Here is a 15,652-nt window from a genome sequence, read left to right as displayed (position 1 = left end):
TTTCACGCGACCCCGCCGTCAGCGGGCCAAAGGCGGCCTCCGTCGACCGCCACTACCGCGAGTTCGGTTACTGGCCGTAACGGGTAACTGTTCAGGCGTCCTGGTTGCGGAGGAAGTAGGCAGCGGCGGCGAGCGGGGCAACCGTCCATGCGGCGACGGCGCCGCCGAGGAGGGTGGCTGCCTTCGCCGTGCCAAGCCGTTCGGTGAGGTAGGCGCCGAGCGGGCCGAGGATTTCGAGGTCCGGTTCCAGGCTCATTACGGCGATGATGCGGATGGCTTCGACCGGGTTCAGGACCGCCACAGCGGTGAGGGCTCGGCCAGAGGAGGCGACGGCGAGCGCGAGGGCGATCGCACCGAGGTCGTAAGCCAGGACGAGAAAGAACCAGAGGAGGATGGCCGCGCCCAGCGCCTTCGCACGGTTGTCTGAAAGCACCGAAACGAACAGGCCGGCGCTAAGCATGGCGCAGGCCAGAGCGGCGGAGAGGACGACGAAGAAGAGGTAGTGGCCGATATCGGTGAATGGTTCGACGAGCGAGACAAGGAGCCCGGCGCCGCCAAAGCCGGCGGCGAGCGCGCCCCAGACGGCGACAGTCAGGCCAAGGTACTTCCCGAGCAGGAGTTCGGTGGAGGTGATGGGCTGGGAGAGAAGGGTCGCGAGGGTCCCGCGTTCGCGCTCTCCAGAAATGGCGCCCGCGCCGAGGATGAGCGAGAGAAGCGGTACGAGAAGCAGGCAGAGGTTGATCAGCCCGGCTGTGGTGCGGTTGAAGCCCTGCTCGCCGAGGCCGCCAGAATCGGACTGGACGCGGGAGATGACGAGCGCAAGGGCAGCGAAGGTAATGGCGAATGCGATGAGCCAGCGGCTGCGGATGGCATCGCGCAGTTCCTTCCTGGCGACGATGACGATGGCGTTCACTGGCGTGCTCCATCGGCGGCGTGGACCTTGAGGGCCGAGGCATCGATCGAGGCTTCTTCGACGCGAAAGTCGAGGATGTGGACCCCGGCGCGGACGAGAGCTTCGACAACGCGCGCTTTATCGGCCGCGACGCAGGTGAGGATGATCCAGTCTCCGGAGCGGGTGATATCGCTCGCGACGGAAGTGGATTCGAGGACATGGATGGCATCGGGGCTGCTGCCGTTGAGCCGGAGGAACAGCCGGCTGCCGGTAACGCCGGACGCGGCAAGGGCGAGTGCCGGTCCCTGGAAAGCGGCTTTGCCGTGGTCAAGGACGAGGGCGTGGTCGGCGATATACGGGACGTCCTCGATCCAGTGGGTGGAGAGAAGGATGGCCTTGCCGGCGCCGCGCTGGTCTTTCACAAGTTCCCGAAGTTCCAGCCGGGCTCTGGTGTCGAGGCTGGCGGCAGGCTCATCCAGGATGAGGAGGGGGGGATCGGCGAGGAGAGCGATGGCGAGACCGAGCCGCTGGCGCATGCCGCCGGAGAGGGCGGCCACCTTCTTGTCGACGTGGTCTCCGAGGCCGACCTGCTCGATGCGTTTGTGGGCTGCGGGGCCTTCCACGCGCTTGAGCGCGGCGTAGAGCAGCGCTGTCTCACGAACGCTCAGGTCACCGTGAAAGGCGGGGATCTGGGGAAGGTAGCCGATCATCCGGCGCGTGTCCTTCCCCTTGCGGGCGACATCGACACCGCCCACGGTGATGGTGCCCTCGAACTTGATCAAGCCAACCACGCTCTTGATGAGCGTTGTCTTACCGGCGCCGTTTTCTCCGACGACTGCGGTCACGCTGCCGGCATCGAGTGCCAGGGAGACCGAGTCCAGGACGGTGGTGTTCCCGTAGCGGCGCGAGACACCCTCAATCCGAAGCATCAGAAAGTCACCATTTCTTCCAGGTTCGCCCTGAGACGCCGAGGACGGCGACAGCGGCAACAATGAGGATAGCGAAGGCCGAGGTGGTCGCCCAGCGACCGGCGTCCTCGGAGGACTCGCGGAGGTGGCGGGTCGGCTGCATAAGCGGACTGGTATCGATGACGGCTGGAGCATTGCGATAGACCGGGAACCAGCGCGCAGCGAGATCGATGGCCAGCTGGGCGGGAGTGTTGGCGAACGCTGTGAGGGCTTCGTTTCGTTGCACCAGTTCGCCATAGGCCGGCCGGTACCGGTACTCGATGTCTCCCATGCCGTCGCCGTCCGCGTCGTAGCCGCGGTAGTCGTCCCAGTAGTTGCCGCGGCCGTCGATCTGCCAGGAATTGTGATGTTCGATGCTGCCGCCGGTGGTATCGGCCTGGCGCAAGTTGCCAACGAAGGTGTTTCCGCCGAACTGGGCGCCGACGGTGGTCGACATGGCGATCGCGAGCTGGTTGAAACCGATGAGGTTATCGCGGAGGCGAACATAGGCGCCGGGGGTGAACGGCGCCCCTTCGAAGGTCAGGCCGATCCGGTTGTGGTGGAACGAGTTGTGGAGCATCTCGACGTTGTCGACATCCTTAAAGAGGAGCCCGTAACCCGAGGCCTTCGACTGGCTCCGCGAGAACTCGTTGTCTTCGAAATAGAGGTCGTTCGAATACATCAGGGAGCCGCCGGTCAGGTTGTCACGGAAGACGTTGTCGATGATCCGGGCATTGTTGGCATACATGAAGTGAATGCCGTAGCGGAGCTCGGTCACTCTGTTTCGGAAGATGTCGTTGTGGTCTGAGAAGTTGATGTAGATGCCGTCCTTGGCGTGGGAGATGACGTTGTCTTCCAGGACGTTGTTCTTGGTGTAGTAGAGATAGAGCGCATGGCCGCGGCGTTCAGGCAGGAATTCGCGGATGCTTTCGACGGTATTGCCGCGGACGACATGGTTGTCACTTTCGTGGAGGGTGATGCCGTAGAGGACGTCGCGGACGCGGTTGCCTTCGATGCGCGACCCGCTGGCGCGGACGAGGATGCCGGAGGGCTCATCGGAGACTTCACGACCCGACCCCTGGATAACAAGACCGCGGAGGGTGACTCCCTCCGCGGTGACCTTCACGACGTTGCCGGTGCGCTGCCCGTCGATGACCGGCCACCCGACGCCTTCGATGGTGAGGGGTTTGTCGATGAGGACGCCACCGGGATAGACGCCCGCGGGGACAGTCAGTGTGGAACCGGCGGGAGCAGCGTCGATCATGGCCTGGAGGTCGCCGGCGGCGTTTGCCGCTGTGACACCGCCCGGCCGGCCGGAGAATGCGGCCCCAACCACGACCAGGGCCACGATCGCGGTGGTGACCGCCTTCGCGGTCCCGGTGTTCGACCAGCTGTCGCGGAGGAAGCGAATAGCGGGACTGCCGAAGGTTATCAGGACGGCGCCGGCGAGCATCACCCACCAGCCCCAGTCAACCATGCACTCGCTGTGGAAATTCACGACCTTGGTACTGCCCAGTACGTGAGGAGTGAAGGGCCCGGGGTAGAGCGGCGCCTCTTCGTTCAGGTCGTGGCCGTAGTTGTAGAGCCAGTACTGGATGTCGACGAGGAACCCGATGATGAAGCCCCAGGCGACCAGCATTGCGGCGAGACGGACTATCCGGCGCTTGACCAGCGCCGCGGCGACCATGAGGCCGACCGTCCCGGCGAGGAGGAAGGGGAAGAGCTTCAGTTCAAGCACGTCATCGGGGTGAATCTCTTTCACGCCTGCGTAGTGATTCAGCGAATTGATTTCCTGGAGGTCGCCCTTCATGGTCGTCCCATAGGCCGTCAGGTAGAGGTTGCCGGGGTACTGAGGAGCGACCAGTGCCATGTGCCAGAGGGGCATGAACGCGGCAGCGACGAAAAGGACGGCCGCAGCGATGGCGCAAAGCGACCAGGTGTCGAAGCGTGCCGTGATCGAACTGAGCGGAGAGGCGGCGGAGCGCCCGGCCTCCTCGGTGATGATGCTTTGAGCCACGACTTAGCCTCGATCCTTCAGGCTGGCGAGCAGCCCCTCCCAGGTCTGAGGCTGACCATCCCGAGTGTGGGAGTTGGTGGTCGCCTCCGCGTTGGAGGCGAAGGCGGCGATGTCATAGGACATTGGGCTCTTGATGCCGGGAGCCACCATGTAGGCGGCAGTCTCGGCGTTGAGCCAGGCGTCGGCGGCGAAGGCCCGGACGAAGAAGACCGGTGGTTCGGCCGGCGGCTTCGCTTTGAAGGAGGCCACCATGCATCCGACATCGTCGAAGTACCGTTCGCGTTTGGTCCCTTCGCGCCAGGCTGCGGCGAAGCGGTCATCTGAAATGACCATCGTGCAGTGCGTGCACGAGTCTTCGCCGTACTTGACCCTGGGATCGCCGGTCAGTGGCTCCGAGCCCGGGAGCAGGAGATAACTGCCCCCTCCGGCGACAACCACGGCAGCGGATCCGGCCGAGAGTGTCAGGAACTTCCTTCTCGTCATCATCGTCGTGCCCCCTTCGACGAATGGACGGGGCGGCGAGGGTTGAGCCCACCGCCGCCCCGCTGTGGATGCGGCCTTAGCCGACGACCAGCCACCCCTGCATTTCGAGGTGGAGTGCCGAGCAGAACTCGGTGCAGTAGAACGCGAACGTCCCCTGTGCATCGGCGGTGAATTCGACCTTCGAGTACTCACCCGGGTCGAGGCTGACGTTGATGTTGTACCGCGGGATCGAGAACCCGTGGGTGGCGTCCGGCGTCTTTTCGACGTTGGTGAGGTGAAGGATGACCTTGTCGCCCTTCTTGGCCCGGATGATGTCGGGCTTGAACTGGCTTCGCTTCACGCTGACCCAGGCTTCGACGGTGGTGCCGTTGCGCTGGTACTTCTCGCCGCCGGTGTCGATGGAGTTGGGATCCTTCTCCATCGTGCCGGGGTTGGTACCGAGCGGGTAGACCTCCCAGGCCTTGACCTTGTCGACGGCGATTGCCTGCACATAGTGCGGCTCACCGAGGCCGATAGAGGTCTCGGACAGGATTTCCATTTTCTCGCCGGTGAGGTCAACGAGCTGGAAGTTCTGGGGCTTGAGCGTGCCGACGACCGGGAACCGGTCGATGGACCACTTGTTGAGGGCGATGAGGTACTTGCCTTTGGGCGAGACCGTGTCACCTTCCATCGTGCACAGGTGGCCGATGTTGTAGTGGACGGGCAGCTTGTCAACGAGCTGGAACGCCTTGTCTCCGGAGAAGTAGGGCTCGCCGAGGGAGAACTTCGCGACGGCGCTGTCGAGGAAGAGGCTGATGTAGCCATGTCCCTCGGCGTCGTACTGGGTGTGCAACGGCCCCAGGCCGACTTCGACCCGGCCGGCGACGACGGAGTCGAGCTTCAGGACTGGGACGCCGAACTGGTCGACCTTCTCGTAGTCCTTCTTTTCGATCGCGGCCTTGATCTTCTCCATGGAGTAGATGGTGACGTGCGGGTCGAGCTTACCGCCGACGGAGATGTAGTTGCCGTTGGGGGCAACGTCGACACCGTGAGGGCTCTTCGGTTCCGGCGCCAGGTGGAGGATGCCTTCGGAAACCGCGACATCCATCGGGATGACGCGCATGCCGTTAATCGTCTTCGCCTTGCTGGCGACGACCTGTTCGGCCTTCTTCCAGTTGATGATGTGCATCATGTCGAAGTCGTTGGCGGAGGCGCCGACTTCGAGCGGCTTTCCGCCCTCGTTGTTGCCGCCGAAGGCCATCTCGGAGTTGTAGGAGTTGATGAACACCCAACCATCGCTGACGAGCTTGCCGGAATCGGCGAGGTCCTGGGTGTAAGGAGGCAACTCGATCTGGAAGCTCTTGGCGAGATCCATGCGCCCGGTCTTCTCATCGACCTTGAGGAAGGTTGAGAAGCCGCGGAAAGCGTCCTTGAAGTTCGCGAGCGCCGTTTCGGCCTTCGTGGGGTCGAGGAGCGTCGGCGACATGGTCGAGATGTGGACGTACTCGGAGTTGGGGGTGCAGAAGACGCCGCCGTGCGAGCTATCGAGGTTCGGGACATCGACGATCTGCTTCACCTTGAAGTCGCGGAGGTCGATCATCGCGATACGGCCGTTGGCGCGGTCGTTGATGTACGCCCAGCGGCCGTCGTACTCGCCCTTGGTCTCGCTGAGGGCCGGGTGGTGGGTGTCGCCCCAGGTGAGGTTTCCACCGGCCGCCGAAGTTGGCTTGGACTTGGCGTCGGTGCCCTTGGAGATGATCTCGTTCGAGTGGGCAGCGCCGGTGGCGTGACCCTGCCAGGGCTCTGGCGCGAACACACCGATGACCTTGAGGGTGCGCATGGAAGGCACGCCCATGACGATGACCTGACCCGAGTGACCACCTGAGCAGATCAGGAAGAACTCATCCTTGGCTTCGCCGCCCGGTGGGATGAACGTCTTGACGGCGCGGGTTACGTCGTCCGGGCTGAGCTTGCGCTCTTCGGCGACCTTCGCGGCCTGGCCGCTGAGGCTGGTTTCCCCGCCACCGCCGCCGCCATCGTCACCGCCGCCGATGAGGCTGCCGGTGACGCCGCCGATGACGAGGCCACCCGCGCCCGCAGCCGCTCCGGTGATCAGTTCCCTTCGTGTGATAGGCATTCGGATACTCCCTCTCCATGTGCCGGCACGGCCGGCGTTCTTGACTCACCCGGCACCCGGCCTCGATGGCCCGGGCGCCGGGAATGGGGCCGTTACTGGACTTCGATCGTGCCGACCATGTCCGGCAGGTGGTAGTCGCACTGGAACTTGACGGTACCCTTCTTGTTGAAGGTGGCGGTGAACTTGCTTTCCGTTTCCGGGTTCACCAGGGCGTCACTCATGAAGTCCTTGCCTTCGGTGGCCTTGGACAGGATCTTCATGTCGTGGACGGCCGCACCTTCGTTCTTGGCGATGAAGGTGATCTTCTTGCCGACGGGCACCTTGATCGCGCTGGGGGTGAACTTGTTATCGGTCATCACGACGGTGATGGTTTCGCTGGCCGGCGCATCGCCGCCGCCACTGGGCTTGGTGGGGCTGGTGTCGCCACTGCCGCCGCCGATGGTCGCGACGGAGATGCCACCGTCGCCGGAATCGGCATCGTCGTCATCCCCGGCACAGCCAGCGAACGCCAAAGCGAATGCTGCCGCCGGGGCAAGCAGGACCCATTTGTAAGACCTGATTTTCGTGAACATTTCCCCCTCCTTGGTGGGTCAATCGGCCAGGCTCCTTGCCCGGCTCTTTACTTTTGATTGTAGAACAAGGGTCGACTCCGGGCTGTCGGCAAAATGTGATAATCGTCACAAGTGGCCCTACTCGCGTCCATCGGGCTATAGAAGTCTTCGATGTCGCTGGCCCAGCTTGTCCGGACGCCGGTGTTCATTCTACGGCCGGAAGGGTGAAGACCAGGGCACCGTTCGGGCAAGAAACGGTAGTGCTACCGGCAATCGCCGGGTATCTGCTACCATCGCGGGTGCGTTAAGAGGGCGACCGGCGCCCGGCAACCTGGTAAGCCTCCAAGGTGCCAAGACGACGCGGTCCTTCCGTGGAAGGGCAACAAAAGGCGGGTCCTACGGGAAGGACTCGCCCCTCACGATGAGGGGCGCACCCATTCGGGAGCGAACAGAAACCCCTTACCGGAACGCGAGGGTGTATCCCTTACCATTTCAACGCGACGGATGGGCTGCGATGACTGAACGGAAGCTCCTGACCTCGGAGTCGGTGACCGAGGGCCACCCCGACAAGATGTGTGACCAGATCTCGGATTCCGTGCTCGATACGCTCCTCGCACAGGACAGGATGTCCCGCGTGGCCTGTGAGACAGCCACGACGAACGGACTCGTGCTGGTGATGGGCGAGATCACGACGAAGGGGTATGCCGACATCTCCAAGATCGTCCGGCAGGCGGTGCTCGACATCGGGTACGACTCCTCGGAGAAGGGATTCGACGGTCACACGTGCGGAGTGATGGTCGCGATCAGCGAACAATCACCCGACATCGCAATGGGCGTGAGCCGCGGCGAAGAAATCGAGAACGGTGCGGGTGACCAGGGCATGATGATGGGCTTCGCCTGTACTGAGACTCCGGAATACATGCCGCTGACGATCTCGCTGGCCCACAAGCTGACCAAACACCTCGCCGAGGTACGCAAGAGCGGCAAACTGACGTGGCTGTGGCCGGACGGCAAGTCCCAGGTGACCGTTGAGTACGACGAGAAGTGGAATCCTATCCGCGTCGACACCGTCGTGATCTCGACGCAGCACCGGGACGACATCGACCTCGAGACGATCCAGACGCAGATCGTCAAGGAGGTGATCCGTCCGGTCGCCGGGAAGCTGATGGACGCTGAGACGAAGATCCACGTGAACCCGACGGGGCGGTTCGTGATCGGGGGGCCGCGTGGCGACGCCGGCCTGACGGGCCGGAAGATCATCGTCGACACCTATGGCGGGGTGGGGCGCCACGGCGGAGGGGCGTTCAGCGGAAAGGACCCGACCAAGGTCGACCGGTCGGGCGCATATGCCGCGCGCTGGGTAGCGAAGAACATCGTGGCGGCCGGGTTGGCGACACGCTGCGAGTTCATGCTTTCGTACGCGATCGGGGTGGCGCAGCCGACCAGCATCGGGATCGAGACGTTCGGCACGGGTGTGGTGGACGATTCGGCGATCCTGCGAGCGGTGCGGAAGCACTTCGACCTGCGCCCCGGCGCGATCATCCAGGAGTTGGACCTGCGGCGGCCAATTTACCGGCAGACTGCAGCCTACGGGCACTTCGGGAGGATCGACCTGGACCTGCCATGGGAAGACACGTCGCGGGCGGCCGACCTGCGGAAAACCGCGGGCCGGTAGAGCTCGCCTGGTGGATGCGATTCTGCTTGTCGGTGGCCAGGGCACCCGGCTTCGGCCACTGACGAGTCACCGCCACAAGAGCCTGGTGCCGCTACTGAACCGGCCCGCTATCGAGTACCTGTTCGAGTGGCTTGAGCGTTCGGGATTCGACCGCGTGGTGCTCGCGCTTGGGCAGGCGAACGAAGACCTCGCAACGGCCTACCCCGCCGGGCAGAGAGGCCGCCTCGAGATCATCCCGATACTGGAGCGCGAACGGCTGGAGAGCGGCGGAGCCATTCGAAACGCGGTGAAGACTGCCGGGATCGCCGGCCGGTTCGCGGTCCTGAACGGCGACGTATACGTGGACTTCGATTTCGCCCCGGCCCTGGCAGCGCACATCGAGCGGGAGGCGGACCTCACGATGGCGCTGAAAGCGCTGCCGGACCCCTCCCAGTTCGGCGTTGCCGTGACCGATGGCACGGGGCTCATCACTGGATTCGTGGAGAAACCTCCACCGGGGACTGCACCAAGCAACCTGGTTAACGCGGGCGTCTGGATTTTCGAACCGGGACTGGTGGATGAGATCCCCAGCGGGGCAGTCCGGGTTGAGGAGACGCTGTTCCCATCGCTGGTCGCCCGGCGAAGGACGGTGCTTGGCCACCAATTTTCCGGAACGTGGGCCGACCTCGGCACGCCGGCCCGCTACTTGCAGGTCTCGAAAGAACTGCTCGGCACTCGGAACGAGATCGCTCCCGGCGTGAAGCTCTCGGCGACGGGCAGTCTCTCCGGGTCGGCAATCGGGATGAGTTCCCAGCTCCAGATGGGAACGACGGTCCAGAACTCCATCCTGTGGGAGAACGTGACCGTCTCAGCGGGCGCACAGGTGATCGACTCCATCCTCGCGGACAACGTGTTCGTTGGGACCGGAGCAGTCTTGCAGGGGGTGGTCGCGGGGAGGGGGGCGCAAATCGGGGCGGGCGTGGTGCTCCCGCCGGGGACGAGCGTCGAAGCGGGCGGCCGGTATGATTGAGGCCGATGACTGAGAACCCGGTCCACTTCGGCACCGACGGCTGGCGGGCGATCATTGCGGAGACCTTCACGTTCGAGAACGTGATGGCATGTGCGCAGGCGGCAGCCGACCACTTCGCTGCGACCTATGGCAAGGGACAGCCAATGGTGGTCGGTTATGACACGAGGTTCCTTTCCGATGAATTCGCCCTGTCCGTCGCCCGGGTGTTGGCAGGCAACGGCTTTCGAGTGCAACTCGCCAACCGGCCAGCGCCGACACCGGCACTGAGCTACCGGATTATTGAGACGCAGGCGTGCGGCGGCATCGTCGTTACCAGTTCGCACAACCCGTTCCGCTGGAACGGTATCAAGGTGAAGCCGCACTACGGCGGTAGTGCCAGTCCAGAGTTCGTCGCCGAAATTGAGCGGCGCGTTCCCGCGATACTTGCGACTCCTGGGGCCGTGAAGCTCGCGCCGTCGACGGCTGAGAGCATCGAGCGATTCGACCCGATACCCGGGTATCTCGCGACCCTGGGAGAGAAGGTCGACATTCCGCGAATCAAAGCCGCCGGACTGCGGGTGGCGGTCGACCCGATGTACGGTTCGGGGGCGGGCTTGTTCGAAGAACTCCTCGCGGGCGGAAAGAGCACCGTCACGGAAATCCACGGCGAGCGGAACCCGGCGTTCCCTGGTATCCGCGCCCCCGAGCCAATCGAGTCGAACCTGGGCGAGTTCATGCACCTGATGGCGAGCGGGCGGTACGACATCGGCATCGCGAACGATGGGGATGCCGACCGGGTCGGGCTGGTGGATGAGAAGGGGAACTACGTCGACCAACTGCGTGCGTTCGCCCTGCTTGTGAACTACATGCTCGGCGAGCGGGGACTGCGCGGGCCCATCGTAAAGTCGGTTACGACGACGAACATGGTCGCGCTGCTTGCCAAGCACTACGGAGTGGACTTGTACGAGACTCCGGTCGGGTTCAAGCACATTGGGCCACTGATGATGGAAAAGGATGCACTGATCGGCGGCGAGGAGAGCGGCGGTTACGGATTCCGGGGGCACCTGCCCGAACGCGATGGCATCCTCGCCGGGTTGTACCTCCTGGACTACGCGGCGGCGACGGGAAAGCCGCCTTCGGAGTTGCTTGAACGCGTCTTCCAGATTACGGGGCCGCACTACTACGAACGGATCGACATCGAACTGGAACCGGGCTCGAATGAGCGGTTCAAGCGAACCTTGATGCGGCGAGACCGGGCGAAATCGCGGGGAGGCCGGTAAGGAGCTCCGACCGGACAGACGGCTGGCGATTCTTTATCGACGAGGGCTGGCTCCTCTTCCGGCTCTCCGGGACGGAACCGCTGTTGCGGATCTATACCGAAGTGACTGCAAGCACGCTCGTGCGTCCGGTCCTCGATGCCGGCCGGCAGATTGCCGGACTGGCATGACACGGCTGGACGATCCCGGCGCCTACGCGATCGATGCGTCGGGCATGTTCGGCCACATCGAGAAGCTTGGTGAGGAGTTTGAGCGCGCATGGCTGGCATCGCTTTCGCTGGGCGTGCCGGGGGCGAGCTATGACAGCGTCGTGATCGCCGCGATGGGCGGCTCGGCGGCCGCTGGCGATTACTTCGCCGCTCATTCGGACAAACAGGCCCCAATTCCGATCGAAGTCGTGCGGGGTTACTCGCTTCCCGCCTACGCGGGACCGCGGACGCTCGTCGTAGCGCTCTCGTACTCGGGCGCCACGGAGGAATCGCTGTCGTGCTACCGCGAGGCGCGGATGCGCGGAGCGTCGGTCATGGCCATCTCCACGGGAGGAGAACTGGCGCGGCGAGCGGAAGCAGATGGTATCCACTGGCACCGGATCGCCTACGCTTCTCCACCGCGGGCGGCCCTTGGGCACACGCTCGCGGCGCTAATGCGCATCGGCCAGCGGCTGGGCCTGAACGCGCTATGCGACCCGGATGTCGCCGATGTGGCGCAGGCTCACCGGGAACTCGTCCGTGGGCATGTTGGCCGGAAAGTCGCCGCGGAGCGGAACCCTGCGAAGCAGCTGGCCGAGTTGCTGGCTGAGGCCGACCCCCTGGTGGTACTGGCCGCGGAGCACCTGGCCCCGGTTGGGCGCAGGACCAAGAACCAGTTCGCGGAGAACGCGAAGGCAGTCGCGGTGTTCGAAGAAGTCCCGGAGGCGACACATAATTTTGTCGTTGGACTGGAGACGGGCCAGGTAGCCCACCCCGTGGGGCTCGCGTTCACGTCTCCGAAAGCGTCCGTGGGGAACCAGCGGCGATTCGAGCTGCTTTCGGGGATCTTCGACACGTTGGGTGGTGCGATGGCGGGGCTGCCAACTCGCGGAATCTCGCGGCTGGCCGACCAGTTCGAGGCGACAGCGTGGGGCGACCACCTGTCGTGCTACCTGGCCCTGCTGCGAGGGGTTGACCCCACTCCGACGCCGAGCCTGCAGCGCGTCCGTGCGGCAATGGCTCAGGAGACCGCCCGGCGAGCCTGAAGGATGCACGCCCCCGTGTTCGCGCCAACGCGGCTAGAATGCGCGGACACTTCTCCCGGGGGTTGGACCCGTTGACCTACGAAGCCATTCTCTACGACGTCGCGGACCGCGTGGCGACCATTACGCTGAACAAGCCAGAGCGCCTGAACGCATTTGACGACCACATGCTGACCGAATGGGCGGACGCGATCGGTCGCGCCGACCAGGACCGCGGCGTAGGGGCGGTGATCATCACGGGCGCGGGACGTGGGTTCTGCAGTGGGATGAACGTGGCAGCGGAAGCGGGTGGCAGCGGGGTGCTGCGGACGCAGGCTTCGGTAGCCGACCGGCGGCACAGCTTACGTGACCGGGTGCACCCGATCCCTCGCGCGCTCATCCAGCTGGAGAAGCCATACATCGCGGCAATCAACGGGGCAGCCGCGGGCGCGGGAATGGACATGGCGACGATGGCGGACATCCGGTTCATGAGCACGACGGCGCGGGTGGGAATGACCTATGTGCGCATGGGCCTCATCCCGGGCGACGGCGGCACGTACTCCTTGCCCCGCGTCGTCGGGACGCAACGCGCGCTGGACATGATCTGGACCGGGAAGATGATCACCGCCCAGGAAGCGTTGGAGATCGGCTACGCGCTCGCCGTTTACGAACCGGAAGAGCTGATGCCGCGGGTGACGGAGTACGCGAAGAAGATCGCAAACGGGCCTGGGGTCGCAGTGCAGCTTTCGAAAAAACTGGTGTACCGCTCCGCGAATATCCCGTTCGATGAGCACCTGGACATGGCACAGATGGCGATGTTCATCGCCCAGTCTACCGAGGATGCCCGGGAGGGCCCGCGCGCATTCGTGGAGAAGCGCGAACCGCAGTTCAAGGGAAGCTGACTCCTTTGCCGGTGATGTCCTGATGTATGCGCCGATCCTGGCGACCCTGGGGTATGTGCTGTCCGGGGACGGCCTTTCGGTGCTCATGGTGCATCGCAACGCCCGTCCGCAGGACCACGCTTACGGGAAGTACAACGGCCTCGGCGGCAAGATGGAACCGGGCGAAGACCTCGCCGCCTGCATGGTCCGGGAAATCCGCGAGGAAGCCGGGATCGAGGTCACGTCGCTACGGTTGCGCGGCACGCTCTCCTGGCCGGGTTTTGGCGACCGGCGGGAAGGCTGGTTCGGGTTCGTGTTCCTGGTCGAGGGGTGGGAGGGGACGCCGATGGCTTCCAACCCGGAGGGCGACCTCCACTGGATCTCGATTGCGCGCCTCCTCAACGGCGAACTTCCCATGTGGGAAGGCGACCGGCTCTGGCTGCCGATGGTATTCGACAGCGACCCGCGGCCGTTCCACGGCGTCGAGCCGTATGACGGACTGGCCGTCGTCCCGGACGGCTGGGCTTTCAGCCGGATGTGACGCCGGGACTCGCGGTTCGGCGCTCGACTCCTCACTCGGGGAACAACTGCCGGGGCGTGAACTCGGCTCCCGCGCGTCGGATGAGGACGTGGCCGGTGACCGTCAGGGCGCGACCAGCGACGCGCAGGATCTCATCGCGGGCGATGTAAAGGTCCTGGCCGATGCGGCGGACAAGTTCACCTGGACCGGCGGCAGGAGCACGGTCGTGATACCAGTGGCAGTCCTGGTGGCCAAGGAGCGCGACCTCGCTGACAGAATCACCAGAAATCATCGCTGAGACGCCATCGAGAGCGGCGCTACGGCTGGCGATGATCCGCTTGAGACGGCCTGCCGAGGCAGCCTCGGCGAGCCACCAGCAGCCGCCGGGGAGCAAGACGCGCTCGACCGGCAGGCCAGAAAACCGGGCCGCTTCGAACGCGGCGAGCGCGGCACTCACAGCCGGTTCGCCACAGGCGATCAGGAAGGCCCGGGGCGCAGTCACAGGCCCGGTGCTTCAGACCGTTCAGACGGGGGATCGAGGGGCCGAGCGGAGGCCTCCACCTCGGCGGCGAGACTGTCCAGGGCGGATGCGCTTGAGCCATCGCCCGGGGCCGGCGCCTTCTCGGGACTGAACAGAGCCGGGAGGTCCAAACCGACGGCGCGCAGGGTCTCAATAGCCTGGGCAAGGAGCAGCGGGACGGTGCTGCCGTACTTGCCAAGCGGACCGCTGCCGTTCGCGCCGCCGCCATCGATCATGACGATGCGGTCCACGGACGCGAAGGGCGCTGCAAGCGCGCCAGCGATCTCGGGAAGCCTGGCAATCAGCTCCGGGTAGACGGAGAGCTGAAGTGCGGCCTGGTTGTAAGCGTTAAGCGATTCAGCCAGCTGGCGCTTGCCTTCGGCTTCGCCGAGGAGGATGGCCTTCTGGCCGGCGCCATCGGCTTCGAGTTCGAGGCGATGGGCTTCCGCGTTCAGAGTTCGGGCGCGGGCTTCGCCCTCGCCCTTGGCTTCGATTTCCTTTTGTTGCGCTTCGGCAATCGAGATGCGCTGTTTCATTTCGCCTTCGCCGGCGAGGGCGCGCGCATCGGCCTGGCCTTGTGCACGTTCGACCATCGCCAGCCGCTCACCCTCGGCGCGCAGGACGGCCGCGTGGCGCTCGGCCTCGGCGGGCTTGATGATGCTGGCTTCGAGCGCCTGCTGCTGGCGAAGCACTTCCTGTTGTTCGACGGCGATGTTCGAGCGGACGCGCTCTTCTTCGACGGCGACCTCGGCTCGCGTGACTTGCTTGCGAGATTCCGCATCGGCAAGTGGGCCCGCCTGTTGTGCGCGGGCCCGTTCGGCCTCCACGTCGGCCTGCGCCTTGGCGACGCGCAAGTCCCGGTCACGTTGTGCCTCGGCGATCGAGGCATCGGCGATTGCCTGGGCCGTCTGGCCTTCGCGTTTGGCCTCCGCGGAGCGCATCATCGCGTCGCGCGCGGCTTCGGCTTCGCCGATCTCAGCATCGCGCTTCACTTCGGCGACGCGCTTGCGTCCGAGGCTCTCGAGGTAGCCGTTGTCGTCGCTGATGTGCTGAATGGTGAGGACGTCGAGGTTCATGCCGAGCCCGGCGAAGTCCGAGCCAGCTTCGTTCGTGACAGCCGAGACGAGGGCTTCGCGCGAACTGTTGATCTCCTCGACGGTCATCTTCGCGCAGATGCTGCGGAGGTGGCCGGAGAGGATCTCCTGGACGGTGGCGTGGAGCTGGTCGCGGTCGGCGTTGAGGAAACGCTCGGCAGCAGTGCGGATGGCTGCGTCTTCAGAATCAAAGCGGACGAGAGCGACTGCGTCGACGTTAACCTGGACTCCTTCCTTCGAATATGCGCCCTTGATCGGAAGCGTGGTTTCGAAGGGTGCGAGGGTCATGTAGTCGACGCGTTCGATGATCGGGACGCGGATGCTGGCGCCACCGCGGACGACACGAAAGCCGCCGCGGCCGGTGAAGACGGCGACCTGGTCTGGCGGGACCTTGATGTAGAACCGCGCAAAGAGCGCGGCCACCAGGATGACAGCGAGGACGATGCCTCCGACGACGAAGGGGATTGCGGTTGCGACCACG

At 64.7% G+C, this 15,652-nt stretch carries 14 protein-coding genes and 1 riboswitch; of the genes, 6 read left to right on the top strand and 8 right to left on the bottom strand.

From position 1 onward, the window contains the following. Window positions 1–91: 91 nt before the first annotated feature. From IPG14_RS07880 to IPG14_RS07855, 6 genes are all read right to left on the bottom strand, one after another. Window positions 92–913 carry an ABC transporter permease gene (locus IPG14_RS07880; protein WP_343386866.1) on the bottom strand — a complete coding sequence of 274 codons (822 nt, stop codon included), beginning with the start codon at window positions 911–913 and terminating at the stop codon, window positions 92–94. Then, on the bottom strand, window positions 910–1,821 hold the full coding sequence (locus tag IPG14_RS07875; protein ID WP_343386867.1) for an ABC transporter ATP-binding protein: 912 nt from the start codon (window positions 1,819–1,821) through the stop codon (window positions 910–912). The genes IPG14_RS07880 and IPG14_RS07875 overlap by 4 nt, the downstream gene beginning before the upstream one ends. Before the next feature lie 7 nt (window positions 1,822–1,828). Then, the gene (gene nosD / locus IPG14_RS07870) at window positions 1,829–3,856 is read right to left on the bottom strand and encodes a nitrous oxide reductase family maturation protein NosD (protein ID WP_343391431.1); all 2,028 of its coding nucleotides are present in this window, start codon (window positions 3,854–3,856) and stop codon (window positions 1,829–1,831) included. 3 nt (window positions 3,857–3,859) lie between these two features. Continuing rightward, entirely contained in the window at window positions 3,860–4,339 is a 480-nt protein-coding gene (locus tag IPG14_RS07865; protein WP_343391430.1) for a nitrous oxide reductase accessory protein NosL, read from the bottom strand. Between the two features lie 76 nt (window positions 4,340–4,415). After that, window positions 4,416–6,455: a Sec-dependent nitrous-oxide reductase gene (nosZ, locus tag IPG14_RS07860; protein ID WP_343391429.1), complete on the bottom strand. Its 2,040-nt coding sequence runs from the start codon at window positions 6,453–6,455 to the stop codon at window positions 4,416–4,418. 92 nt (window positions 6,456–6,547) lie between these two features. After that, entirely contained in the window at window positions 6,548–7,027 is a 480-nt protein-coding gene (locus IPG14_RS07855; RefSeq protein WP_343386871.1) for a cupredoxin domain-containing protein, read from the bottom strand. Between the two features lie 275 nt (window positions 7,028–7,302). Beyond that, window positions 7,303–7,403: riboswitch (SAM-I-IV-variant riboswitch) on the top strand. Between the two features lie 117 nt (window positions 7,404–7,520). On the opposite strand from IPG14_RS07855, the gene metK reads away from it, so the two are divergent. The 6 genes from metK to IPG14_RS07825 all read left to right on the top strand — a co-directional run bounded on the left by metK (window position 7,521) and on the right by IPG14_RS07825 (window position 13,578). Then, complete coding sequence (gene metK / locus IPG14_RS07850) at window positions 7,521–8,681, top strand: methionine adenosyltransferase (protein WP_343386872.1); 1,161 nt, start codon at window positions 7,521–7,523, stop codon at window positions 8,679–8,681. A 10-nt stretch (window positions 8,682–8,691) separates the two neighbouring features. After that, window positions 8,692–9,690 carry an NDP-sugar synthase gene (locus IPG14_RS07845; protein ID WP_343391428.1) on the top strand — a complete coding sequence of 333 codons (999 nt, stop codon included), beginning with the start codon at window positions 8,692–8,694 and terminating at the stop codon, window positions 9,688–9,690. 5 nt (window positions 9,691–9,695) lie between these two features. Beyond that, window positions 9,696–10,949, top strand: coding sequence for a phosphoglucomutase/phosphomannomutase family protein (locus IPG14_RS07840; RefSeq protein WP_343391427.1), 1,254 nt, complete (start codon window positions 9,696–9,698; stop codon window positions 10,947–10,949). A 163-nt stretch (window positions 10,950–11,112) separates the two neighbouring features. After that, window positions 11,113–12,180: an SIS domain-containing protein gene (locus IPG14_RS07835; RefSeq protein ID WP_343391426.1), complete on the top strand. Its 1,068-nt coding sequence runs from the start codon at window positions 11,113–11,115 to the stop codon at window positions 12,178–12,180. Window positions 12,181–12,251: 71 nt separating this feature from the next. After that, window positions 12,252–13,058, top strand: a complete 807-nt coding sequence (locus IPG14_RS07830) for an enoyl-CoA hydratase/isomerase family protein (protein ID WP_343386876.1) — start codon at window positions 12,252–12,254, stop codon at window positions 13,056–13,058. Window positions 13,059–13,077: 19 nt separating this feature from the next. Beyond that, a complete protein-coding gene (locus IPG14_RS07825; RefSeq protein WP_343386912.1) occupies window positions 13,078–13,578 on the top strand; it encodes an 8-oxo-dGTP diphosphatase in 501 nt (166 codons plus the stop codon). A 31-nt stretch (window positions 13,579–13,609) separates the two neighbouring features. On the opposite strand, the gene IPG14_RS07820 is transcribed toward IPG14_RS07825, so the two are convergent. After that, window positions 13,610–14,059, bottom strand: a complete 450-nt coding sequence (locus tag IPG14_RS07820; RefSeq protein ID WP_343389007.1) for a hypothetical protein — start codon at window positions 14,057–14,059, stop codon at window positions 13,610–13,612. After that, a complete protein-coding gene (locus IPG14_RS07815) occupies window positions 14,056–15,651 on the bottom strand; it encodes an SPFH domain-containing protein (RefSeq protein WP_343386878.1) in 1,596 nt (531 codons plus the stop codon). Before IPG14_RS07815 ends, IPG14_RS07820 begins: the two co-directional genes overlap by 4 nt. Window position 15,652: the final 1 nt, after the last annotated feature.

This window comes from Candidatus Amarobacter glycogenicus (genome assembly GCF_016704105.1).
GTDB lineage: Bacteria > Chloroflexota > Dehalococcoidia > Tepidiformales > Tepidiformaceae > Amarobacter > Amarobacter glycogenicus.
Note: the sequence above shows the minus strand (reverse complement) of the source record. Positions and strands in the feature narration are given on the sequence as shown.